The organism is Paraburkholderia kururiensis JCM 10599 = LMG 19447 (genome assembly GCF_003986935.1).
In the GTDB taxonomy this organism is placed as follows: Bacteria; Pseudomonadota; Gammaproteobacteria; order Burkholderiales; family Burkholderiaceae; genus Paraburkholderia; species Paraburkholderia kururiensis.
The window spans coordinates 135,018-159,089 of the sequence record NZ_RJZE01000001.1 but is presented as its reverse complement, the minus strand read 5'-3'; the positions used below and the strand labels follow the sequence as shown (position 1 = coordinate 159,089).

Annotated in this window: 19 protein-coding genes; 11 read left to right on the top strand and 8 right to left on the bottom strand. The window is 66.0% G+C overall.

Going from position 1 to position 24,072, the window contains the following annotated elements; genetic code table 11:
* Nucleotides 1–167 precede the first annotated feature (167 nt).
* On the bottom strand, nt 168–1,814 hold the full coding sequence (locus tag PKKP23_RS00680; RefSeq protein WP_051061967.1) for a methyl-accepting chemotaxis protein: 1,647 nt from the start codon (nt 1,812–1,814) through the stop codon (nt 168–170).
* Between the two features lie 467 nt (nt 1,815–2,281).
* Here PKKP23_RS00680 and hisN point away from each other — a divergent pair, with 467 nt between their 5' ends.
* Together hisN and PKKP23_RS00670 are read left to right on the top strand one after the other, a co-directional pair.
* The gene (gene hisN, locus PKKP23_RS00675) at nt 2,282–3,118 is read left to right on the top strand and encodes a histidinol-phosphatase (protein WP_126875413.1); all 837 of its coding nucleotides are present in this window, start codon (nt 2,282–2,284) and stop codon (nt 3,116–3,118) included.
* 66 nt (nt 3,119–3,184) lie between these two features.
* Complete coding sequence (locus PKKP23_RS00670; RefSeq protein ID WP_017773973.1) at nt 3,185–3,850, top strand: MlaC/ttg2D family ABC transporter substrate-binding protein; 666 nt, start codon at nt 3,185–3,187, stop codon at nt 3,848–3,850.
* A 99-nt stretch (nt 3,851–3,949) separates the two neighbouring features.
* Here PKKP23_RS00670 and PKKP23_RS00665 read toward each other — a convergent pair whose 3' ends face one another.
* Nucleotides 3,950–4,483, bottom strand: a complete 534-nt coding sequence (locus PKKP23_RS00665; RefSeq protein ID WP_126875412.1) for a GNAT family N-acetyltransferase — start codon at nt 4,481–4,483, stop codon at nt 3,950–3,952.
* 297 nt (nt 4,484–4,780) lie between these two features.
* Between PKKP23_RS00665 and PKKP23_RS00660 the strand changes: the two genes are divergently transcribed.
* From PKKP23_RS00660 to PKKP23_RS00650, 3 genes are all read left to right on the top strand, one after another.
* Nucleotides 4,781–6,238 (top strand): sensor domain-containing diguanylate cyclase, encoded by a 1,458-nt coding sequence (locus PKKP23_RS00660; protein WP_126875411.1) that lies wholly within the window; start codon nt 4,781–4,783, stop codon nt 6,236–6,238.
* A gap of 108 nt (nt 6,239–6,346) precedes the next feature.
* Nucleotides 6,347–7,075 (top strand): dienelactone hydrolase family protein, encoded by a 729-nt coding sequence (locus tag PKKP23_RS00655; protein WP_126875410.1) that lies wholly within the window; start codon nt 6,347–6,349, stop codon nt 7,073–7,075.
* A 194-nt stretch (nt 7,076–7,269) separates the two neighbouring features.
* Nucleotides 7,270–8,796, top strand: coding sequence for an acetyl-CoA hydrolase/transferase family protein (locus PKKP23_RS00650; RefSeq protein WP_017773969.1), 1,527 nt, complete (start codon nt 7,270–7,272; stop codon nt 8,794–8,796).
* A 16-nt stretch (nt 8,797–8,812) separates the two neighbouring features.
* On the opposite strand, the gene PKKP23_RS00645 is transcribed toward PKKP23_RS00650, so the two are convergent.
* The 3 genes from PKKP23_RS00645 to PKKP23_RS00635 all read right to left on the bottom strand — a co-directional run bounded on the left by PKKP23_RS00645 (nt 8,813) and on the right by PKKP23_RS00635 (nt 10,820).
* Entirely contained in the window at nt 8,813–9,358 is a 546-nt protein-coding gene (locus tag PKKP23_RS00645; protein WP_126875409.1) for a cytochrome b, read from the bottom strand.
* On the bottom strand, nt 9,355–10,461 hold the full coding sequence (locus PKKP23_RS00640; RefSeq protein WP_126875408.1) for a catalase family peroxidase: 1,107 nt from the start codon (nt 10,459–10,461) through the stop codon (nt 9,355–9,357). The genes PKKP23_RS00645 and PKKP23_RS00640 overlap by 4 nt, the downstream gene beginning before the upstream one ends.
* Nucleotides 10,462–10,550: 89 nt before the next feature.
* On the bottom strand, nt 10,551–10,820 hold the full coding sequence (locus tag PKKP23_RS00635) for a DUF4148 domain-containing protein (protein ID WP_126875407.1): 270 nt from the start codon (nt 10,818–10,820) through the stop codon (nt 10,551–10,553).
* Nucleotides 10,821–11,188: 368 nt separating this feature from the next.
* Here PKKP23_RS00635 and PKKP23_RS00630 point away from each other — a divergent pair, with 368 nt between their 5' ends.
* The 4 genes from PKKP23_RS00630 (at nt 11,189) to PKKP23_RS00615 (ending at nt 15,510) form a co-directional block, all read left to right on the top strand.
* Nucleotides 11,189–12,001: an anti-sigma factor family protein gene (locus PKKP23_RS00630; protein ID WP_126875406.1), complete on the top strand. Its 813-nt coding sequence runs from the start codon at nt 11,189–11,191 to the stop codon at nt 11,999–12,001.
* Between the two features lie 92 nt (nt 12,002–12,093).
* Nucleotides 12,094–12,615 (top strand): RNA polymerase sigma factor, encoded by a 522-nt coding sequence (locus PKKP23_RS00625; protein WP_017773964.1) that lies wholly within the window; start codon nt 12,094–12,096, stop codon nt 12,613–12,615.
* Entirely contained in the window at nt 12,612–13,481 is an 870-nt protein-coding gene (locus PKKP23_RS00620; protein WP_126875405.1) for an anti-sigma factor family protein, read from the top strand. The genes PKKP23_RS00625 and PKKP23_RS00620 overlap by 4 nt, the downstream gene beginning before the upstream one ends.
* A gap of 190 nt (nt 13,482–13,671) precedes the next feature.
* Nucleotides 13,672–15,510, top strand: a complete 1,839-nt coding sequence (locus tag PKKP23_RS00615) for an IlvD/Edd family dehydratase (protein WP_126875404.1) — start codon at nt 13,672–13,674, stop codon at nt 15,508–15,510.
* 20 nt (nt 15,511–15,530) lie between these two features.
* Here the strand turns inward: PKKP23_RS00615 and PKKP23_RS00610 are convergent, their stop codons facing one another.
* Nucleotides 15,531–16,769 (bottom strand): serine hydrolase domain-containing protein, encoded by a 1,239-nt coding sequence (locus tag PKKP23_RS00610; RefSeq protein ID WP_126875403.1) that lies wholly within the window; start codon nt 16,767–16,769, stop codon nt 15,531–15,533.
* 85 nt (nt 16,770–16,854) lie between these two features.
* Nucleotides 16,855–17,721 carry a phytanoyl-CoA dioxygenase family protein gene (locus tag PKKP23_RS00605; RefSeq protein ID WP_017773960.1) on the bottom strand — a complete coding sequence of 289 codons (867 nt, stop codon included), beginning with the start codon at nt 17,719–17,721 and terminating at the stop codon, nt 16,855–16,857.
* A 1,119-nt stretch (nt 17,722–18,840) separates the two neighbouring features.
* On the opposite strand from PKKP23_RS00605, the gene PKKP23_RS00600 reads away from it, so the two are divergent.
* Nucleotides 18,841–20,172, top strand: coding sequence for a sigma-54 dependent transcriptional regulator (locus tag PKKP23_RS00600; protein ID WP_126875402.1), 1,332 nt, complete (start codon nt 18,841–18,843; stop codon nt 20,170–20,172).
* Between the two features lie 70 nt (nt 20,173–20,242).
* Here the strand turns inward: PKKP23_RS00600 and PKKP23_RS00595 are convergent, their stop codons facing one another.
* On the bottom strand, nt 20,243–21,880 hold the full coding sequence (locus tag PKKP23_RS00595) for a mannose-1-phosphate guanylyltransferase/mannose-6-phosphate isomerase (protein ID WP_126875401.1): 1,638 nt from the start codon (nt 21,878–21,880) through the stop codon (nt 20,243–20,245).
* Nucleotides 21,881–22,143: 263 nt separating this feature from the next.
* Here PKKP23_RS00595 and PKKP23_RS00590 point away from each other — a divergent pair, with 263 nt between their 5' ends.
* Nucleotides 22,144–24,057 (top strand): serine aminopeptidase domain-containing protein, encoded by a 1,914-nt coding sequence (locus PKKP23_RS00590; protein WP_126875400.1) that lies wholly within the window; start codon nt 22,144–22,146, stop codon nt 24,055–24,057.
* Nucleotides 24,058–24,072: the final 15 nt, after the last annotated feature.

The following is a 24,072-nucleotide window of genomic DNA, read 5'->3' as shown; positions in this document are numbered from 1 at the left end:
GCGCGCGCGGCGCCGACGCGATACGTCAGCAGGACGGGTGCCCTCGTGCGGGCGGCGAGACAGCCGGAGCGCGCACGCGCGCCCCTTTGCTTCATCTGCGGACCGGCCTCGCGGCCGGCCCGTGTCTCCGTCCTCTTTGTGTATCTGTCAGGTTTGAAACGTTTGCGTCAGCTGCCGAGCAGCAGCGGCCGCGGCGTCACGTCCAGTGCGCCGGCCGTGCTCGCGCCGCGCGTGGTGCGAGCGGTTTGCCAGCGGTCTGACGAAGACGTGTCGTCGAGCTTGAACGCGGCCACCATGTCGGTGAGTTGCGCGGCCTGGTCGCGCAAAGCCTGCGCGGCGGCGGCGCTTTCTTCCACCAGTGCGGCGTTTTCCTGCGTGACCTGGTCCATCTGCGTGACGGCGTGGTTGATCTGCTCGATGCCGTCGCTCTGCTCCTGGCTCGACGAACTCATCTCGCTCACGATGGCCGTGACGTGCGTGATGCTCGTCACCACTTCGCGAATGGTCGCGCCCGCTTCCTCGACGATCTTGCTGCCGTTGTCCACGTGGCTCACGGAGTCCTGAATGAGCGTCTTGATTTCTTTCGCGGCTACCGCGCTGCGCTGCGCGAGGCTGCGCACTTCGCCCGCCACCACCGCGAAGCCGCGGCCGTTTTCGCCGGCACGCGCCGCTTCCACGGCAGCGTTGAGCGCGAGGATGTTGGTCTGGAACGCGATGCCTTCAATCACGCTGATGATGTCGACGATCTTGCGCGACGACTCGTTGATGGCGCTCATCGTGTCCACCACGCGGTTCACGGCTTCGCCGCCGCGCGACGCGATCACGGAAGCGTTCGACGCCACCTGGTTCGCTTCACGTGCGTTGTCCGCGTTCTGCTTCACCGTGGACGTGAGCTCTTCCATTGCCGCTGCGGTTTGTTCCAGTGCGCTCGCCTGCTGCTCTGTGCGGCTCGACAGATCCATGTTGCCGCTCGCCACTTCGCGCGAAGCCATCGTGATGGTCTCGGTGCCCTTGCGCACCTTCGCCACGATGCCGTGCAGGTTTTCGGTCATGCGCTTGAGCGCGCCGAGCAGGCGGCCGATCTCGTCGTCGGAGTCGCCTTCCAGCCGGTGCGTGAGGTCGCCCTGCGCGACGGCTTCGGCAAGGCTCAAGGCGCGGTTGACGGGCCGCGTGATGCTGGCCGTGATGACGTAGCCCGTGGCCACCGCGACGAAGAGCGCGGTGAGCGAGAGCAGCACCATCTGGATCTTGGCGTTGTGGCCTTCTTCACGCGCGCGGTCCGAGTCCCTCTGCATCTGGGCCGCCTGGTAGTCCACCATCTTGTCGACGAGTACGTAGTACTGGTCCTGGCGCTGCGCGAGTTCGCCCTGGTAGAGTTCGCGCGCGTCTTGCTGGCGGTTCTGGGCCACGAGGTCGAAGAACTTGCGCACGTCCACGCCGTAGGCGCTGCGCGCGTCGAACTGCTCCTTGTAGAGCGCCTTGCCCTCGTCGCTCGAGAGCAGCTTCTCCAGCTGCGCGTAGGCGTCGGCATTGGCCTTTCTGATGACGACGTAGTCGTCCATGTACTTCTTCGCGGCCTCGGGCGTGGTGGCGAGCAGGAGGTTGCTCAGAATGCCGTTGGCCTTGTAGCCGTTGTTCTTGATCTGGTTGCTCAGCGCGATCAGCGTGTAGCGTTCGCTGACGATGGAGTCCATCTTGGCCATGCTCGAGTCCAGGTGCTGGACACCGACCAGCGCCGTGCCAATCAACAGGGCGATGACGAGGCCGAATGCCGAACTGAGCCGGACCCCGATTCTCAGGTTTGAGATCCTCATGTAACGCAATTCCTATATCAACGATGCTTGAGATCGGCGCAACGCGAACGGCAAGACCCATGCGTGCCGGCCCAGGACAGGCCGGATGCAGAAGACTTGCGATACCGTTGCAAACCGCATAGGGGCAAGGAAGGTGGCGCACGCCGATGCCGACCGCATAAAAGTCGCCGGGGCATGCTGCCGAGGCCCTCTGTTGCCGCAGCGACGGTGTGCAATACCGTCCTTTGGGTCTCCGGCGGGGCCTTGACCGCGTTTACGGCAATTCGTCGGAAGAATTAAGGGGACGCGATCATGTCGTCTACTGCGTCCAACCGGCTGGAATATGCGCTAACGCAGCAAAAGCAGCAAAAAGCGGCAAAACCGGGCGCGGCGTGCCCGCACGCGCACGCACGGGCGGCGGCTATGGGATCATGTGGCGACGCGTCAAGACCGACGGGCGGGCGTGGGGCCCGCCCGCAAGGCAGAGGATGAAAGCCATGACCGGACCGACCGACCCAACTGACCCGACCGACCCGAGCGATCCTTATCGCCGCTTTGCGGAAGCCGTACTGCAAGAGACGCGGCGCATCGCGCTCGCCCAGTTCAGGCAGCCCCTCGACATCCAGACCAAGGCCGACGAGAGCCCGGTTACCGTCGCGGACCGCGCCGTGGAGGCGCATATTCGTGCCCGCATTGCCGCCGTGTTTCCGGAGCACGGCATCTATGGCGAAGAGCACGGGCAGCAAAACCTCGGCGCGCAGCATGTCTGGGTGATCGATCCCATCGACGGCACGCGCAGCTTCATCAGCGGCATGCCGCTGTGGGGCACGCTGCTTGCGCTTCTCGACGCCGGGCGGCCCGTGTTCGGCGTGATCGACGCCCCCGCGCTGGGCGAGCGATGGATCGGCACGGCCGAAGGCTGCTTTGCTTCAACGGGCGCCGACGCCGGCGCGGGCACGCGCTGCACGACCAGCGGCTGCACGGCGCTCGCGGCGGCCAATGTCTCGGCCACTTCTCCCGACATGTTTTCAGGCGAGGAATACGCGATCTTCGACACGCTGAGCCGACGCGCGCGGTTTCGCCGCTTCGGCGGCGACTGCTACAGCTACGCGATGCTCGCCGCGGGCCACATCGACGCGGTGGTGGAGGCCGGGCTCGCGCCTTATGACTACCTCGCGGTCGTGCCGGTGATAGAAGGCGCGGGCGGCGTGGTGACGGACTGGAAGGGCCGGCCCCTCGGCATGGGCAGCGACGGCCGGGTGCTCGCCGCCGCAACCGAAGCGCTGCACCGGGAAATGCTCGCGCACACCGCGTTGCTCGCATAACGCCTATATGACGCTCACGTGCTGCTTGCGTGACCGTTGCATGAACCCCTTGCTCAGGTTGAATCCATGAGAAAACTCTTCGTGAATCCCGTTGTGGCTGTGTCGTTTGCGCTCGTTGCCCTGTTCACGTTCAGCAGCGCGGCGCGTGCCCAGGTGGACGACAAGTCGGACCCGCAGGCGCTGATCCGCACCGCCACGCAGCAGGTGCTGGACGAAGTGCGCACACGCAAGATCGAGCCCGACGACATGACGCGCATTCTCGATATCGTGAACCGCGACATTCTTCCGTACATCGATTTTCAGCGCACCACGCGGCTTTCCATGGGCCGCTACTGGCGAACCGCCACGCCCGAGCAGCGCCAGCAGGTGGAAGAACAGTTCCGGCTGCTGCTGATCCATCTCTATTCGGGCGCGCTCGCGCAGCTGAAGCCTGACCAGAAGATCCAGTACCCGCCCATGCACATCGCCCCCACGGACACCGACGTAGTGGTGCGCACGATCGCGGAGACCAACGAGCGGCCCGTGGAGATCGACTATCGGCTCTACCGGTCGCCGCAGGGCTGGCGCGTGTACGACCTCAACGTGCTGGGCGCATGGCTCGTGCAGACGTACCGTCAGCAGTTCAGCGACAAGATCACCGAAAGCGGGATCGATGGGCTCATCGCGTTTCTGAAGGAACGCAACGACCAACTCGCGGCGGGACGCGCGCAGCAGTCGCAGCAATCGCAGTGATCGCAGCAATGATTGAGGCTTGCGGTTTGGCCGGGCGGCCGGTGGTGGCTACCGTGATGGGGCGATGGGGCGATGGGACGACCAGACCACGGGGCGCGATCAGCGCGCGTTGTCGTCCGGCGCGATAGGCGATTCGTCGGCAAGCAGCGCCCAGCGCTCGTGGTCGCGCCATTCGCCGCCGATGTGCAGATACCGCGGCGAAAGGCCTTCCTGCCGAAACCCCAGCCGCTGCACCAACGCAATGGAGGCACGATTTTCAGGCTGAATGTTGGCCTCGAGCCGATGCAGCCCGAGATCGCCGAACGCGAAGCGGATCGCCGCGCGCAGCGCTTGCGTCATGAGGCCCTTGCGACTGAATTCCTGCATGCCGTAGTAGCCGAGGTAGGCACTCTGAAAAACGCCGCCAACGATCTCGTTGATGTTGACCACGCCCACCACGCGGCTCGACGCCGCCTCACGTGCAACGAGATTGACGTTCGGCCCCGTCAGGCCGCGGCCGAACCAGGCGTCGAAGCCGGCGTCGTCCGTGAACGAAGCCACCCACGGCAGGTGGTACGACTGGTTCGCGCGGTTGGCGGCGATCAGGTCGGCGGCGTCGGCGCGGGTGACGCGGGACAGTCGGATGGCGCTCATGGGTTTCCTCTTTTTGTGGCGACGAACAATAGCGCATTGCAGGCCGCGAACAAAATTCGCCGCCCGCATGCAGCCTGCCCCCGCGCGCGTGCCGCAGCGCAGCGAGTCCTCAATTCCGTCCGATGCAATGCCGTTATAAACTGACCCGCTCTGCATCTCGACGGGCTGTTTGATCTGATCAATGAATTCCGCCGCGGACCGAACCAGCGGACCGAAAGCGGACCGAACAAACCGACCTGTCAGGCAGAGCCCGGCAGACCTGGGCAGACCCGATAGTCTTCTGAACACGCGTTCCCTATGTCCACGTGCGCCGATCCCAATGACGATGCCAGGCCGCCTGCCGTAGAGGTGTCGGCGAACGCTCGTCCGGCCGATGCCGAGTGGGCCGCGCTGGCCCGGCTCGCACAAGCGCATTTCGGCGTAGCGGCTGCCCTGCTCACGCGCGCGGGTGGCGACGGGCAGCGTCTGCTGGCCAGTTCGGGCCCGTTGCCCGTGGCGCTGCCGCCCGATCTGTTCGCGTTTTCCCAGGCGGGCGGAAACCTGCTGGACACTGTGGTGGTCGTGCCCGACACGCACGCCGACGAGCGCTTTCAAAGCCGCGCCATCCCCATGCGGGCGGCGGGCGCCACGTCCGACGCTCCGTCGCGCTGGCCGCGCTTCTTCGCCGCCTGCGCAGTCACGGCATCGAGCGGTCGGCATCTGGGCGCACTGTGCCTGCTCGACCACACGCCGCGCACGTTCGACAACGCGCAGCGCGCGTTTCTCCACGAACTCGCCGGGCTCGCTGCGGACGCCATCGAACGTGTCGAGTCTGTGACAGCGCTGCGCGCACGCGTCGGCGAACTGGAGGCGTGCGCGGAACTCGTGACGCTCGCGCTCGCGGGCAGCGGCACCGGCGTGTGGGACCGCGACATCCCGAGCGGCACCATCCGCTATTCGCTCGAATGGAAAGCCATGCTGGGCTACGCGCCGCACGATCTCACCGATCGCATCGAAGACGCCATCGCGCGTCTGCACCCCGACGACGTGGATTACGTGAGAGCCGCCATGCAGGCGCACTTCGAGAATCAAACGCAGACCTACTCGGTGGAACACCGCATCCGTTGCAAGGACGGGCGCTACAAGTGGATCTGCAGCCGCGGGAAAGTGGTGAGCCGCGACAGCGAGGGCCGCGCGCTGCGCATGGTGGGCACCTCCACGGACATCACCGAACTCAAGCGCGTGGAGGCCGAGTTGCAGGAACTCGCCACCATCGACTTCCTCACGCAGTTGCCCAATCGCCGTCACTTCATCATGCAGAGCGAGGCCGAACTGGTGCGGCTGCGCGGCGTGCGCGGCTACGTGTCGGCGGTGCTGATGTTCGACCTCGATCACTTCAAGGGGCTCAACGACCGCTGGGGCCACGCACTGGGCGATCGCGCGCTCAGTCACTTCGCGGCGCTGCTGCGCGAAGAAGTGCGCGCGGGCGATATCGTCGGACGCGTGGGCGGCGAGGAATTCGCGATGGTGCTGCCCGGCGCGTCTGTGGAGGCGGCCGTCGTGCTCGCGCAACGCGTGCAGCAGCGCGTGTTGCAGACGCCGATGATGCACGGCGACGTAGCCATCGTGATGACGGTGAGTGTGGGTATCGATTCGATGCGCGCCGACGATACCGGCGCCTACCAGTCGCTCTCGCGCGGCGACGAAGCGCTCTATGCGGCCAAGGCGCGCGGGCGCAACCGGATCGAGGTGTATGGCGCAGAGGCGCGTGAGTAGCGGTGCGGCCGCTATCGTGACCCTCGTGGCTTACACGCCTGCGCGCCCTGCCGACGCCGCCTCACCACTTTCGCTATGCTAGCGACTCCCTCAAACAAGGAGCGTCGCATGAAGCCGAATGCAGGTACCACGACGGGAACCATGGTTCCCTTTCGCCGCCCTGACGGTCAGGAGCTGCAAGGCTATCTGGCCAAGCCGGAAAAGCCCGAGGGCGCGCCGGCTGTCGTCGTCATTCAGGAATGGTGGGGCTTGAACGACCAGATTCGCGGCGTGGCCGACCGTCTCGCGCAATGCGGCTACATCGCGCTCGTGCCCGACCTCTATCGCGGCAAATCCACGGTGGAAGAAGAAGAGGCGCATCACCTGATGGACGGGCTCAATTTCGGCGACGCCGCCACGCAGGACATTCGCGGCGCCGTGCAGTACCTCAAGCAGCATTCGGAGCGCGTGGCCGTGATGGGCTACTGCATGGGCGGCGCGCTCACGGTGCTCGCGCTGTGCAACGTGCCGGAAGCCTCCGCGGGCGTGCTCTGGTACGGCTGCCCGCCGCTCGACTACGTGGATGCGTCGAAGATCAAGGTGCCGGTGATGGGCCACTGGGCCTCGCAGGACGGCTTCTTCACGCCGGAACTCGTGGATGGGCTCGAAGCGAAGCTGACCGAGGCGAAGGTCGACTTGCAGTTCCACCGCTATCTGGCTCATCACGGCTTCGCCAACGAAACGGCCGTAGGGCCGGGCCGCATCGCCGCCACGCAGTTCGATCCGGTCTGGTCGCAACTGGCATGGGACCGCACGCTGACGTTCCTCGGCCGCACGCTGTGGGCTGCGGCCAAGTAACGCTGTATTGCAGGTCTGGAATCGTTACCGCTTGACGCACGTCAAGCGGCGGAAGCGGCCCAGCGTCGAACATTCAGGCACTCGACAAAAGCTACGAAGTTACGCCGGCCACGGGCCGCTTCCACCTACTCGCACCACGCGTCGTACCTGGCGGGACCGTCCGGCATCAGAGGATTTCATCTGGAGGACCCGCAATGGGATCGACACGCATTTTGAACACTCAACTCCTCGAACGCGTCATGTCGGCGGAAGACGCCGCGAAGCTGATTCGCCCTGACATGACCGTCGCCATGAGCGGCTTCACCGGCGCCGGCTACCCGAAGGCGGTGCCCGCCGCGCTGGCCCGCCACATCGAAGAGTCGCACGCGCGCGGCGAAGACTTCCGCATTCGCGTATTGACCGGCGCTTCCACGGCGCCCGAACTCGACGGCGCGCTGGCGCGCGTGGACGGCATCCAGATGCGGCTGCCGTACCAGTCGGACCCCACGCTGCGCGAGCAGATCAACGCGGGCCGCATCGACTACCTCGACATTCACCTGAGCCACGTCGCGCAGCACGCGTGGTTCGGCTTCTTCGGCAAGATCGACGTCGCCGTCATCGAAGTGAGCGGCGTGACACCCGATGGCCAGCTCATTCCGTCCACTTCGGTGGGCAACAACAAGACGTGGATCGAGCAGGCCGCGGGCGTGATCATCGAGGTCAACGAGCAGCAGCCCGAAGGGCTCGACGGCATGCACGACATCTACTACGGCACGGCGCTCCCGCCGCGGCGCAGGCCGATTCCGCTCGTGCATCCGGGCGACCGCATCGGCGAGCCGTGGCTGCACTGTCCGGTGGAGAAGGTCATCGCGGTCGTGAAGACGAGCGCGCCGGACCGCAGCAATGCGTTTTCCGAGCCGGACGACGTTTCGCGGCAGATCGCGGGGCACCTGATCGAATTCCTGCGCCACGAAGTGCGCCACGGCCGCGTGCCGGGCTCGCTGCTGCCGCTGCAATCGGGCGTGGGCAACATCACGAACGCCGTGCTGGCCGAACTGGGCAAGGGCGCGTTCCAGAACCTCACCGCCTTCACCGAGGTGATTCAGGACGGCATGCTCGATTTGCTCGAGAACGGCACGCTCTCCGTAGCGTCGGCCACCGCGCTTTCGCTGAGTCCCGCCGCCGTGACGCGCTTCGCGAAGAACCTCGACACGTTCCGCCAGCGCATCATCCTGCGGCCGCAAGAGATCAGCAACCATCCGGAACTGGTGCGGCGCCTGGGCTGTATCGCGATGAACGGCATGATCGAGGCCGACATCTACGGCAACGTGAATTCCACGCACGTGATGGGCACGCGCATCCAGAACGGCATTGGCGGCTCGGGCGACTTCGCACGCAATGGCTATCTCTCGTGCTTCATGTCCGCGAGCACGGCCAAGGGCGGCGCGATTTCGCGCATCGTGCCGATGGCGAGCCATGTGGACCACACCGAGCACGACGTGGCCGTGATCGTGACCGAACAGGGCCTTGCCGACCTGCGCGGCCTCTCGCCGAAGCAGCGCGCGTGCGAGGTCATCAAGCACTGCGCGCATCCCGACTATCGGCCCATGCTCATGGACTACTTCGAGCGCGCGAGCCGCGAAAGCTACGGCAAGCACACGCCGCATCTGCTCAACGAGTCGCTGTCGTGGCACCAGCGCTATGTCGAGCAGGGCACGATGCGCGACCCGAAGTGGCCCTGAGGATTCGTCACTTCCGTCAAGCGCGGCCTTCCCCGCGTGCCATGCTGGCGAGCACGCCGTCGCGACGTATCAACCCGTGATACAGCGCGGCGGCGAGGTGCAGCAGCACCACCGCGAACAGCGTGAGCCCCAGCACCGTGTGCAGCGTGCGCAGCGTCGCGTAGAGCGCCACGCTGTGTGGTGCGATAGGCGGCAGATGCCACGGCCCGTACAGCGTGACGGGATAGCCCGCGGCCGAAAGCATCGCCCAGCCGATCAGCGGCATGGCCAGCATCAAGGCGTACAGCGCGAGATGCGAGAGCTTCGCGGCGGCGCGCTGCACGCCGGGCATATCGTCGGGTAGCGCCGGCGTGCCATGCGTGAGCCGCACGCCGGCTCGTACCAGCACGAGCAGCAACAGCGTGACGCCGAGCGGCTTGTGAATGGCGATCAGCACGTCATGCGCGCGCGAGACCGTTGCGACCATTCCCACACCAATGAACAGCATGGCGATGATGGCGGCCGCCATGATCCAGTGCAGCGCGCGGGCCGCGAGGCTGAAGTGGGTGCGCGTGGTCCTCATGAATGGTCTCCCGGGTTGCCCTCGTTGTTCTCGTCGCTCTCGCGCGTGGACGGCGCGGCACGCTGCGCTTCTTCGCGCGTGCGGCGGTTGAACGACACGGAATACGCGGACGAACGCGCGGCCAGCAGCGGATCGTCCGACGGACTGATGCCCGCGGGCAGAATCGTGGGATCGAAATTCACGTCGCGGCACGCACCGACGGCCTGCGGAACGCTGCGCTCGATCACGAGCGTGCCCGCATCGATGTGCGGACGATCGGCCGGCCAGACGCGCGTGGCGTCGTTGACCGGGTCGCCGGGTGCCGCCACCGTCAATATCAAATGCCAGCGCAACGGCCCCGCGGCGAGCCGCTGGGTCAGGTCTTGCGCGAGGAAGCCAGGGTTGTGCGCCACCGCCTGCGGATCGAGCGCCATGTACGGCAACTCGGGCACCATCGACCACCGCACCGCTTGCGTCTGGCCACTCGCGTTGGTGAAGCGGAACGCGTTGACGCTGTAGAACGTGGCGTTCGCGAAGCTCGACGAAGGTTGGTGCGTGGCGATCCACTGGCGCAGTGGTGCTGAATCAGGCGTGGCCGCATAGAAGGCCGCCACGCGCGCCGGGTCGGGCTTGCCCGTAGCGGCAACCGGCTGCAGCGCCTGCAACTGCTGGTAGAACTGCTCCGGCGTGCGTACCGAAAACACCGGCACCGTGTTCATGCCTGTGCGCCACTGCTCCCCATCGTGAAGCTTGAAGAGCAGCGCCATGCTTTTGACCGGCACGCTGTTGTCCGGCGCGCCCGGGTTGCTGCCCGGCATCGAAAAGCGCCCGATGAGCGGCGTCACGCCAGCACGAAAAATTTCCGCGCGGGAAAGCGATTCGCCCGCACCGTTGCTTTCGAAATGGCCCTCGAAACACAGGCCCTTCGCATGATTGCGTCGGTAGCCAGCGTGAGTGCCGCCGTCGGTCTGCAATTGATCGACAACAGCGGTAGCGGAGAGGCGCTTGGGCGTCAGCCAGCCGGCGGTCCAGACGAATGCGCCGCCGGCGAGCAGCACGACTGCGCCTATGGCAGCGAGCCGGCATGGCACGCAGACCGGCGCAGCGTTGAAGGGACTGTTCACGGGTATTCCTCGTTTGAGCAGGGTGGGTGAACCCGTGAACAGCACCCGATGCGGCTTATTCCCGCCGCGGGCGAATTTTGCGCACGTGCTTACTGAGAAGCCGCATCGGACGTGGCGCGATTCGCGACGCCGGGCGCGGCCTGCGGTTGCTGCGCGAGGCGCTGCTGCTTTCTCTGCGCGACGACGTTGGCGAAGATCGGATTGACGTCGGGGTACGAGGTGTCCGTAACGAAATCGAGGCCGTTCTGCTGGGCTTCGATCAACTCCTGATACACCTGCGCGCGCGTCTTGCCTTCGGCGAACACGGCGGTGGAGGTGAGCGCGGCGGCGCAGAGAACGAGCATGGAAGAGAGCTTCATGGTGACTCCTTGGGAGTGGTGCGGATTGCAACGGGCGAACCATGAGCACGGGGGCGATATTCCCGGTCCCACCGCGAAAACCATGAAAGGCGAAATAAAGTTGCGAGCCAGGAATAGCGAGGCGGTGCGGGCGGTTAACGTTCTCCCCTGAGGCTTTCCCCTGAGCACGGTTCGCCTGCGGAGCGAATCGATCGCGCCGGGCCGGAAAGAACCTGAATTGGCCGAAAGGGCCTGAAAGACCGGAAAGGTCGGCAAGGGAATAACGCGCGCCGGATCGTGTTAGCCGGATAAGCATCCCGATCAACGCCCCGATGTGCCCCGATGTGCCCCGACGGGCCACGAACCTTTGCGCCACTGCCGCTGCTGCCATGAACCGCACCGATCTGCGCCACGAACCGTCGCTTTCCGAAGCGGACCTGCAGGCGTTCGCCGACGGCCAACTAGCGTCCGCGCAGGCCGATCGCCTGCACCGCTATCTGCAAATGCGGCCTTCGGAGGCGCGCCGCGTCGCGTTCTATGGCCGGCTCAATGCGCAGTTGCAGCATGCTTTTCGTGCCGCCGACGATAGCGACGCAGGCTCCATCGATGGCGCTGCCTTCTGGCGCGCGTGGCTGCGCGCCGCCGCGCGACGTGCCGTCCGCGTGCTTGCAGGTGGGCTCGCCGCGAGCGCGGTTGCAGGCGGTCTGCTGATAGCCGCGACACGCGTGCCGCAAGCCGAACTGGCGGATCTGGCGTTCACGGCTTTGCAGCATGCCGCCGCCGATCAGACCAGCAGCGTCGTGCGCGCTTCGGGCGAGGCTGGCGCCACGCTTGCCGGCGTCGCTCCCGATATCTCCAGCGTCGGCCTGTACCCCGTGGCACCGCTCGCTGTGCAGGAAGGCTGGTTCACCCGCGCCTCGGGCTTCGTCTACCGCAACGCAGCGGGCGAGCCTGTCGTGCTGCTGCGTGCCTGGGACCTCACCGCGCAGCCCATGCCGCAGTGGCGCGCCTACCGCCAGGGCACGATGCGCGCGCTCTACTGGACCGACGGCCACACGCGCTACGTGCTGGTGGGCGCGGCCGCCGCACGCGGGCTGATGCACGCAGCCGACGCGCTCACGATGCACAGGTTCAGCGCAGGGCCGGGGAAATCGGCGTACGGTGACAAAGCCGCAAAGCATGAACTGTCACCGCTGGAATAAAACACCGCGAGGCGTGTTTGCCCCGACGTCCGCCGCGTGAATCCGCGTGTAACCCGCGCGTGCACGAGGCCCCAAGCCGCAAAGGAAGCACGATGAGTGTCCGCGACGAACTGATAGAACACGTACCGCGCCTGCGACGCTATTCGCGCGCGCTGCTGCACAATCGCGAACTAGCCGACGATCTGGTGCAGGACACGCTGGAGCGCGCCTTGCGCAACGGTCATCAGTTCCAGCGCGGCACGGATCTGCGCGCGTGGCTCTTCACGATCATGCACAACGTCTTCGCGAACCAGATGCGCCGCCCGGCCGGGCGCGCCACGCACGTTTCCGTCGACGACGAAGCGCACACGTTCGAGAACGATCTCGCCGTGCATACGAATCCGTCCAGCGGGCTGGAGGTGCGCGATCTCGACTTCGCCTTGCAGCGCCTGCCCGCCGAGCAGCGCGAGGTGGTGTTGCTCGTGGGGCTGGAGGAAATGAGTTACGCGGATGTCGCGCTTGCGCTCGACATTCCGATCGGCACGGTCATGTCGCGGCTCTCGCGGGGTCGGGAGCGGCTGCGCGCCTTGATGGTGGGCACGCAATCCAGCGCAAAACTGAAGGTGGTGCGATGAACGAACGGCAAACGACGATCAGCGAAGAAGAGATCCACGCGTACGTGGACGGCACGCTCGCGCCCGAGCGCCGCGACGAGATCGATCAGATGCTGGAGCGGCAGCCCGAACTCGCGGACCGCATCAGCCACTACTTCTCGCTCAACAACCTGCTGCACGAACGCTACGACCGCGTGCTCGACGAGCCGGTGCCGGCGCGTCTCCAGTTGCCCGCGAAGCGGCGCTGGCGCGACGCGGCCAACTGGCCGCAGTTCGCGGGTATTGCCGCGGCGCTGCTGGTGGGCGTGGGAATCGGCATTGGCAGCAACTTCGGCAGCAGCATCATGATGGCGGGCCGCATGGGGCCGGCAGCAGGGCAGGCGCCCGTGCGCGACGCGAGCTTCACGCCGGACCCGGGGCAGTCGTTCGCGCGGCAGTCCGCCATCGCGCACGTGGTCTACGCGCCGGAGGTGACGCGCCCCGTCGAGGTCGGCGCCGACCGCGAGCAGGAACTCGTGAAGTGGGTGTCCAGCCGGTTGGGCACCGACGTGCGTCCGCCCGTTCTCACGCGCACCGGCTTCGAGCTGATGGGCGGGCGGCTCTTGCCCAGCGCCGACGGCCCCGTGGCGCAGTTCATGTACCACGACCACAACGGCGAGCGCATCACGCTGTGCATTTCGCGGCGCAAGACGAGCACCAACACCACGGCATTCAAGCTTTATCAGGACGGCCCCGTGAACGTCTTCTACTGGATTGACGGCGACGTGGGCTACGCGGTGTCGGGCGGCATCAACCGCAAGGAACTGCTCGAAATCGCACACGACGTTTACGCGCAGCTCACGCCGGACGAAGGCGGCACGCCCAAGGCGGCGAGCGGCGCCAACTGAACCTGCCGGAACCACGGGACGCGCCGCTTGCTTTGCTTGCGTCGCGTGCGTCGTTTGCATCGCTTGCGTCTATTGCGCAGCACGAACAGCGCGTTCCGTTTAAGCTTGATGCTTCCTCAGGCGTGCCGTTGCGCGGGAAGCCTTGTTTCCCGTGTGGCGCGCGTCCACACGACAAAACAAGGAGACAAGCGTGTCGAAGCATTCGCCCACTGATCCGGCCAACAACGCAGCAACCGGCGCCTCCCAACCCGACACCACACAGGGCAGACTGCGCAGCCGCCGCTGGTTCAACGACCCCTCCGACCCCGGCATGACCGCGCTCTATCTGGAGCGCTACATGAACTACGGCATCACGCGCGAGGAACTGCAGTCGGGCAAGCCCATCATCGGCATTGCGCAGACGGGCTCGGACCTCGCGCCCTGCAACCGACACCACCTCGAACTGGCAAGCCGCGTGCGCGACGGCATTCGCGACGCGGGCGGCGTGCCGCTCGAATTCCCGGTGCATCCCATTCAGGAGACGGGCAAGCGGCCCACCGCCGCGCTGGACCGCAATCTCGCGTATCTGGGCCTCGTGGAAGTGCTGCACGGCTATCCCATCGATGGCGTCGTGCTCACCACCGGCTGCGACAAGACCACGCCCGCCTGCCTGATGGCCGCGGCCACCGTGAACATTCCCGCCATCGTGCTGTCGGGCGGCCCCATGCTGGACGGCTGGTGGCAGGGCAAGCTCGCGGGCTCGGGCACCGTGATCTGGCACGCGCGCAAGCTGCTCGCTTCGGGCGAGATCGATTACGACGGCTTCATGAACATGGTGGCGTCGTCGGCGCCGTCGGCCGGGCACTGCAACACGATGGGCACCGCGCTTTCCATGAACTCGCTGGCCGAAGCGCTCGGCATGTCGCTGCCCGGCTGCGCCGCGATTCCGGCGCCGCATCGCGAGCGCGGCTGGATGGCTTATGAGACCGGCAGGCGCATCGTGGGGATGGTGGCGGAGAACCTGCGTCCCTCGGACATCATGACCAAGGGCGCCTTCGAAAACGCCGTGGTGGCGGCGGCGGCGCTGGGGGCGTCGTCGAACTGCCCGATTCACATGGTGGCCATTGCGCGGCACATGGGCGTGGACCATTCGCTCGACGACTGGCAGCGCCTCGGGCCCGAGGTACCGCTGCTCGTGGACTGCCAGCCGGCCGGGCGCTTTCTCGGCGAAGCGTTTCACCGCGCGGGCGGCGTGCCGGCCGTGATGCGTGAGCTGCTGGCCGCAGGCAAGCTGGACGGCAGCGTGCGCACCGTGACCGGCCGCACGCTGGCCGAAGACCTGGCGGACGTGCCCGAGCCGGACCGCGAAGTGATCCGCGGCTACGGCAAGCCGCTCAAGGAGGCCGCGGGCTACGTGGTGATGACGGGCAATCTGTTCGAAAGCGCGGTGATGAAGATCAGCGTGATCGACCCGGCGTTCCGCAAGCGCTTCCTCTCCGACCCGGCGCACCCCGACGTGTTCGAAGGCAAGGCCGTGGTGTTCGAAGGCCCGGAGGACTACCACGCGCGCATCGAAGACCCGGCGCTGGGCGTGGACGAACACTCAGTGCTCGTCATTCGCAACTGCGGACCGGTGGGCTACCCCGGCGGCGCGGAGGTGGTCAACATGCAGCCGCCCGCGGCGCTCCTCAAGCAGGGCATCGATACGCTGCCCACTATCGGCGATGGCCGGCAGAGCGGCACATCGGCGAGTCCGTCCATTCTCAACGTGTCACCCGAGGCCGCGGTGGGCGGCAACCTCGCGCTGCTCAAGACCGGCGACCGTATCCGCATCGACCTCAACACGCGCAAGGTGGACGTACTGATTCCCGAGGCCGAGATGGCCGCGCGCCGTGCTGCGTGGAAGGCGCCGGTGTTGCAGCACAAGACGCCGTGGGAGGAGATCTATCGCAGCATGGTGGGCCAGCATGCGACCGGTGCGTGCCTGGAACCGGCCACGCTGTACCTCAACATCATCGAAACGCGCGGCGAATCCAGGCATAACCACTGAGTCATGGCTCTGAGGCGGCACTAACGGATAGGCGCGGCGCCGTAGATGGCGTCGCGCACGTCGGTGCTGAACTGGCCGCGCATGCCTTCGAACGCGGTGTTCGTGAAGGCCACCACCGTGAACTGGTTGATCGGGTCCACGAACCACATGTGGCCGTACACGCCGCCCCATTGAATCGTGCCCGCCGGTTGCGGCGTCTGCGCGAGCGCGGCATCGTGGATCACGCCCCAGCCGTATCCAAAGCCCCAGCCGGGCCCGCGCGTCTCGATGGACGGGGGCACGTGGTTCTTCATCATGAGCGCCACCGTTTCCGGCGAGACGACGGGCGCGCCGCCCGTGCGAATGGTCTCGAAGAACTGGAGCAACTCCGGCGCGGTGCCGATCATGCCGCCGCCGCCCGAGGGGAAGGCGTGAGCGTCGAATGCGCGCGAAGGCGAGAAGCGCACCGCGTAGCCCACTTCGGGCGGCAGGAACACGTCCATGTCGTCATGCATCTTCACAGGCGCAGGCGAACTGTTGGCGTAGGGCACGACGAGCGGCGTGCCGGGCGGCACATGGAAGGTCGTCTGACGCATGCCGAGCGGGGCCGTGACGAGCGCTTCCACCGCCTGCGGCAGCGTCATGTGCGTGACGCGCTCCAGCACCGCGCCGAGCACGTCGATGGCCACCGAATAACGCCATGATGTGCCGGGCGCGTAGACGAGCGGGGCCTTCGCGATGCGGCGCAGGTTTGCGTCGAGATCGAACGGCACGTGGTCGATGCCATCGGAAATGCCGAACTGGTGATACGGCGAATCGGGCGGCTCGTGAAAGCCGTAGCGCAGCCCCGCCGTGTGCGTGAGCAACTGATGGATCGTGATGCGCGGTGCAGTGCTGCGGCCGTCCGAGAGCAGATGCGGCGTGAAGTCGGGCAGCCATTTCGTGACGGCGTCGTCCAGCGCAAGCTTGCCTTCTTCCACGAGCCGCATCGCGGCAAGACTCACGATGGGCTTCGTGACGGAGGCAAGGCGAAACAGGCTGTCTTCGCGCATGGCGACGTGTGCCTCGCGGTCCGCGAAGCCTGCGGCGCGCGCGTAAGCGCGTTCGCCGCGGTGCGCCACGAGCACCACGGTGCCCACGATGCGTTGCTCGTCGAGCGCGCGGTCGATGGCGGCGTCGAGCCGCGCGGCCATCGCGAGATGGCGGGTTTGCTCGCGAACAGGCTGCACGCTGTGTTGCACGGGCGTGGACGAAGCGGAATTCGCCTTGACGTCGGACATGCGCGGCTCCTCGTGAAGTGAATGGCGATCAATGTAGCGCCTTCTCGGGAAGCTCGCACGGCAAGCGCGGGCAGAGGCTAAGGGCTTACGTCCGGCTCTGCCGCGCCAGCAGACGCCGCAGCCGTCCCACATAAAACGCCGGATGGTAATAGCGGTTGCGCGCCACGCGTCGTGCCAGCTCGATCACGGCGCCGCCTCGCCAGAGCCACAGCTTGCGACGCCTCGCGGCCGTCTCGTTGGGCCGCTTCAACCAGCTGTGGTCGCGTGGCGCGGCGGGTCGGCGCGAAGGGCCGGCGAATACGAGGATATAGGCGAGCCGTGGGTCCGCGGTCAGGTTGGGGCCTGCGGAGTGCAGCGTGCGGCCGGCGTGAATCACGGCGTCGCCGGGCTGCAGCGGGCAGTACGCCGCGCTGTCCGGATCGAAGTCGCCAATGCATTGCAGCGCGTGAACGCGCGTGTCGCCGCCCAGCGGCTGATGGGGATGCACCCCAAGCTTGTGCGAGCCCGGTATGTAGCGCATGCAGCCGTTTTCGACGGTTGCGATAGTGGTGGGCATCCAGAATGCGATCTGGTCGCGCTCGCTATCGCGTTCGGCCTGATACGCCTCGTCCTGATGCCAGGGCGTTTCGGCCCCGTGAAAGGCCGGCTTGAGAATGGCGTGGTCGAACGCGAATTCCGCGTCGTCGCCCAGCACCTGGCGCGCAATGGCGTAAGCGGATTCGAAGTAGGCGCTGCGGCGCAGTACGGCTGCGTAATTCTGCGGCCGCACGAGTTCCGTCAGGCTGTTCGCGCTGCGTGCATCTTCCGGGTCCACCAGATCGCGGCGTGCGCCTTCCTTGAAGCCCACGCCGCGCGCAAGCAGGTCGCGGATCACGGCGTCCATGATGGCGACGTCGGCCGGTGGGGCGATCGCACGTACGGTGACGAAGCCGCGTTCTTTTAGTTCGTGCAACTGTTCTGTTGAGAGCCTGGTGAAGCCCTCATTCGCACGAACGTCTGTTTCAGTGAGCAGGGTTGCCACGGTGCCCTCGGCAGTCGCGCATCGCCTTCCAGGGTGGATGCGATGCCCGGATACAACGGTCAGTCCGGCACACTGGGGCTGCGACGTAAAAGGCTGTCACAAGCCGGTGGAAACTGTTGCAGGAGCAACAGGATGTAAGCGCCGCTAGCCGGACGGGAAGCGGGCGCAGTAGGGTAGTGCATCGAACGGCGAACTCCCGCGTCGTCACCCTGCGGGCACGACACCGCCGCTTCGCAACCGCGCTGATGACCATGGCACCCACTCAAGCCCCGCAGGCCTCGGTCATTCCCGATGCCGGCCATCACCGCGGATATTTACCTGTATCAATGTTAATGCGGTATTTATTGCCTGATTTGCAGCGGCATATAAAGCCAGGGGGCTGTATATGTTACGGCGATGCTATTTACGAGGAGGGTCATATTCGGTTCGGTAGCGTACATAAGTACCGGCAGCACGGCTGCAATTATTCTCTCGCCAGCGCGCAGTCAAACTGCGTTGGCGTCCGCTCCGGCAATTGAAAGTTCGTTTTCTGCGTACTGGAAATTTAGCTGCCCGCTGACGAAAGCAGCGCCTTCTGCGCCGCGCGTCAGATTGCACAAAAGCCCGCAAAACAAGGGTTGGATAACGGTTCGCAGCCCGCGATGAGGCTGCGGCCCGTGCTTTCTTTGTTGCTCGTATTCGCGACCGCTGCGACTGCGGTTTCGTGAGCGTTTGTTAATGGCGTTTCAAACTATGTCTATAGCAGGCTCGATGAAAAGCGGTGGGCACAACAATTCAAGCGTGGATTTTTTCAATCAACGGCGAGTCGGTAGATATGTTTAGGGTTCTATTTTTGCATGGCAATTTTTACGCTCCTGCATTTGCCGGTCGATTTGCGTTGCCGTGCCGTGAATTCACGAGTGCGCCATTACGGGTTCATGTGGCGCGCTTTTCAATGCGTATTGCGACCCTCATTGAAATCGGCCGAGGTGCTTTTCCTCGTATGAGTCGCGTACGTTCGCGTCGCGTGGCCTTCGCGCGGCGCATGGATTTCAGCATGAGCCCGCGGTCATGAATGCGCCTGCTCGCCGCTCGCTGGTGCTCGTTTCGCGCGCGCCCGCCGACGGGCTCGGCGACGTGCTGCTGCAGCACGGCTGGAACGTGATGATCGCGAACTCCGCAAGCCAGTTGCGGCGCCAGCTGGCGCGCAACCGCCCCACCGTGGGCGTGTTCGACTTCGCGAGCGGCTTCTCGCCGCTCGAAATCGCCACATTCCGCTCGTCATTCATCCGACGGGAGCCCGGCTGGGTCGGCGTGGTGGGCCCGGGCCAGACGGGAAGCGAAGCGCTGCGCCATGCCATCCACAGCTATTTCTCGCGCTTCGTCGCGCTGCCGTGCGAAACGGAACGGATCGTGGAGGCCGTGGAGCGAGAACACAGCATGGCGATGCTCGAAGACACGCCGCCGCCCGGCGAAAGCATGGACGGCGAGATCGTGGGCGCCTGCGACGCCATGAAAGAACTCTTCCGCTCCATCGCGAAGGTGGCCAAGAGCGAGGCGTCTGTGCTGATATCGGGCGAGTCCGGCACCGGCAAGGAACTCACGGCGAACGTGATCCACAAACGTTCGTCGCGGCGTAACGGTCCTTTCGTCGCCATCAATTGCGGTGCGCTTTCGCAGCAACTCGCGCAGTCGATTCTGTTCGGCTACGAACGCGGCGCGTTTACGGGCGCCTGGCAGCGCAGGATCGGGCTTGTGGAAGCCGCGCACGGGGGCACGCTGTTTCTGGACGAGATAGCAGACCTGCCGCTCGACAGCCAGACCATCCTGCTGCGCTTTTTGCAGGAGAGAAACATACAGCGGCTCGGCGGCACGGAACAGATCGATGTCGACGTGCGCGTGATCGCCGCGGCCAACGTGAGCCTGGAGGAGGCCGTGGCCGAAGGGCGTTTTCGTTCGGACCTCTATCACCGCCTCTGCGTGCTCGGCATCGAACAGCCGCCGTTGCGCGAGCGCGGCAGCGACATCGCGCTGCTCGCGTGGCACGTACTGGACCGCTACCTGCCCATCGACGGACGGCGCCAGATACGCGGTTTTTCCTCTTGCGCGATCCGCGCGATGTACGAGCACCCGTGGCCCGGCAACGTGCGCGAACTCATCAACCGCATCAGGAGGGCCATCGTCATGGGGGAGCAGCGTGTGATCACGGCCGCGGACCTCGAACTGGAGGACCGCGTGGGGGAGCTGGAGAATACGCTCATGCAGGCGCGGGCCGCTGCCGAGCGCGAGGCGATCGAGGTGGCGCTCATGCGTCACGGCGACCGGCCGCATCGCGCGGCGCGCGAACTGGGCATTTCGCGCGCCACGCTGTACCGGTTAATGGCGAGTCACGGCGCGCGGTGAGACGCGCCGTTGGGCCCTGCATGCTAGCACGATTCGATTCGTACGGCCCGCCGTGAAGCTGTCGCGGCGCTCAACTCGTCTTGACGTTGCGGCCTACGCGAATGCGCGGATTCTTCCGACCTTGCTGCTGTTGCTGGACGTGTGCCTGCGCCTGCATCTGCGGCGCCCCCTGCGCCGGCAGCGTTGACGACTGGGTCGCCGCGGCCTTGTCGAGCCGACCGTAGTTGTCGTCGAAGCGCACGATGTCGTCTTCGCCCAGGTACGTGCCCGACTGCACCTCGATGATTTCGAGCGGCGTCTTGCCCGGGTTGCTGAGGCGGTGCACGGTGCCGAGCGGAATGTAAGTCGACTGGTTCTCGGTCAGCAGGAACGTCTTCTCGCCGCACGTCACCTGTGCCGTGCCGCGCACCACGACCCAATGTTCGGCGCGATGGTGATGCATCTGCAGCGAGAGGCTTTCGCCCGGCTTCACGACGATGCGCTTCACCTGGAAGCGCTCGCCCGAATCGAGCGAATCGTAGTAGCCCCAGGGACGATGCACCTTGCGGTGATTGTCCGCCTCGGGACCGCGCTCCGCGCGCAGGCGCGAAACGATGTTGCGGATCTGCTGGGCATTGCGCCGGTCGGCAACCAGCACGGCATCGGGCGTTTCCACCACCACGACGTCGCGTAGCCCCACACATGCGACGAGGCGCCCTTGCGAGTGCGCGAACGTGTTGGTGGTGTCTTCGAACATCACGCGGCCGCGAGACACGTTGCCCGCCGCATCTTTGGGCATGATTTCCCAGATCGAGTCCCATGAACCCACGTCGGACCACGGCGCATCCATGGGCACCACGACGCCCGGCAGGTTGCCGCATTCCGCGAGCCGTTCCATGACCGAGTAGTCGATGGAGTCGTTGCGGCAACGCGCGAAGTCTTCGGGATGCAACTGCACGAAGCGGCCATTCGAGGTTGCGTTGCGATGCGCTGCCACACAGGCTGCGTGAATGTCGGGGCACAGCGTTTCGATAGCCTTCAGCCACACCGAAGCGCGCACGACGAAGATGCCGCTGTTCCACCAGTATTCGCCCGAGCGCACGTATTGTTCGGCCAGCTCGCGATGCGGCTTCTCAACGAAGCGCTCGATCGTGTAGCCGCCATCCGCGCCAATCGACATGCCCACGCGAATGTAGCCGTAGCCGGGCTCCGCATGACGCGGCAATACGCCGATGGTGGCCACCGCGCCGTTGGCCGCGTAACGCGCGGCGCGCGAAACCGCTTCCTGGAATGCGGCCGCGTTCGGCACCGCGTGATCGGCAGGCATGACGACGAGGATTGCGTCTTCGCCTTTCGCCTCGGCAACGAGTGCTGCCGCGGTCAGCGCAGGCGCGGTATTGCGCGCGCACGGCTCCAGCACGATGCGCGCGCACTTGCCGCACTCGTCGAGTTGCGAGGCGCTGATATGTCGATGAGATTCGCCGCACACGAGCAGCAATTCATCGGATACGGTCCACGATGTTTCGAGACCATCCAGCCGCCGCGCCGTTGCGGCGAGCAGCGACTCTTCACCGAGCAGCTCGATCAGCTGCTTCGGATACTGCTCGCGCGACAGCGGCCATAGCCTCGTGCCGGCGCCGCCGGCGAGGATCACGGGTTGCACGACGAGGGTCGTGTGCGGGGCGGTGCTGGTCTGTCGTGCGGCTTGTGGCACAAGTTCGGTGCTCATCGACGGGGCTCCATGCTGGCGAAGAATGCGCAATCACCATACGGCGCGAGGGGTTCGACCTCTGTACGGAAGCCAACTTACTGGCCGCCGCGGCGCTCGCTAACCCCGAGGATGCAGCCAGCAGCGTGCCCGCCGGGCGCCGGCACGTAAGTGTGAAAACGCACCAACGCATGCATTTTCCTTACCCATACTGCAATGGCAGGGAGGGCTGATGGAGACATCAACGTGACGCCACGCGTCAACCCACAACAGGAAATAAAGACATGAGACCGGTCGTTTTCAACGGACACGCCGGCTGGCTGCATGACGCCGAGGGTGGCGAGGGCGTCGTGCTCTGCAACCCGGCGGGACACGAAGCGATGTGGCTGCATCAGGCGATACGCCATCTCGCGATGGACCTCGCGGCGCGCGGCGTGCCCGTGCTGCGCTTCGATTATCTGGGCACAGGCGATTCCGCCGATACGGGCGACTGGTTGCGCCCCGCTCAATGGGCCGCTGAAGCGGCAGACGCGGTGAACTACCTGAAGCGGGAAACGTCGGTAGAGCGCGTCTCGCTGGCGGGCTTTCGCCTGGGCGCCACAGTGGCCGCGCTGACCGCAACGCTCACACCCGTGGAATCGCTCGTCATGCTGGCCCCGGTGGTTTCCATGCGCCTTTTCATGCGCGAAATGGGCGTGCTGCACCAGACATGGCGTGAAAAAGCCCGTATTTCGCGCGCCGATGCGGTGCCTGCCGCGGGCGCGCACGACATCTTCGGTCATCGCTTCAGCGAAGCGGGGCTTCAGGCGTTGCGCGACCTCGACCTCTGCAAGCTCGAAGCGCCGCCCGTGCAACGCGTGCTGATTGCACACAGCGGGCTGCGCGACGGCAGCGCGAATCTCGCGGAGCACTGGAGCGCACAGGGCCTCGACGTGAGCTCCATCGCGTTCGAGAACTATCTTCAGACGCTACAGCCGCCGTGGCTCACGGAAACGCCGGACCCCACTTTGCGCCGTGTCGCGACGTGGCTCGCGAAAGACGCCGTGCCGCGCACGCAGCCGGCGCGCGCGGTGAGCACCGTGCCGCCCGTGCTCGCGCTGCAAGGCGCCGTGGAATCGCCGCTGCGCATCGGCGACGGGCGCCTTTTCGGCGTGCTTTGCGAACCGACCCGGCATCGCGGGCCGCAAGGGCACGGCTCCGTGCTGCTGATCGCCAATACGGGCGCCACACACCACGTGGGCGACGGCCGCTTCGGTGTCGAACTTGCGCGGCAGGTGGCGCAACTCGGCCACGCGTCGCTGCGCATCGATGCCGATGGTATCGGCGAGAGCCTGGGTGCCATGCATACGCGTGTGGCCGGTCAGACTTCCTATGGCGCGATGGCAGCCGACCTTTCGCATGCCGCGAACTGGCTCGTGGACCAGGGCTACGATCATGTCGTCGTGGTGGGCATCTGCGCGGGCGCGTATGCGGGCCTGCGCGCCGCCACGCTGAACCCCGCCGTGCGGGGCCTCGTGCTCGTGAACCCTGCGAGTTTCCTGCTGCCCGAGGACTGCACGATTCAGGGCGCCACGCAGCGTCCGCGAGGGTCGCCGCGCGCGCATCTGCGCTCCATGATTCGCGCGGCGAAGTGGAGCCAGGTCGTACGGGGCGAAGTGCAGTTGCGGCCCGTGCTGCACACGATGTGGCGGCACGCGCTCGCCCAGGTGCAGGCCGCGATTGCAACGCTCTCGCGCGACACGTTCTACACGTCCACACCGAACCACCAGGTGCGTTCGATGTTCAAGCGGCTCGATGCTTCCGGCGTGCGCGTGCGTCTCGTGTTCAGCCTGGAGGACCACAGCCTCGACGAGTTCTACATGTACTTCGGCATCGGCGGGCGCAGCCTCAGACGTATGCCGTACGTGAAGGCGCTCGTCTTTCCCGGCATGGACCACGAGGTGCTCAATCGCGGCGCGCGCGAGCACGTGCTGGCCGCATGCCACGCGGTGTTGAGCGAAGTGCCGGGCGCGCTGGAAGCAGACGGCGCACACGGCGCGCTTTCCGGGGCCGTGACAGACCCCGCAGCGAACGATCCGACCACCGCTGCCGCGCTCGCCGCGCAAACCGCGGCCGTCACGGCGGCCGCGAGCCATGAAGCGCTGGACCTGAACGTGAGCATGAGTTCGAAGCTCTCCAGCTTCGGCAAGCAGGTCTGAGCCGATCAGAAGAAG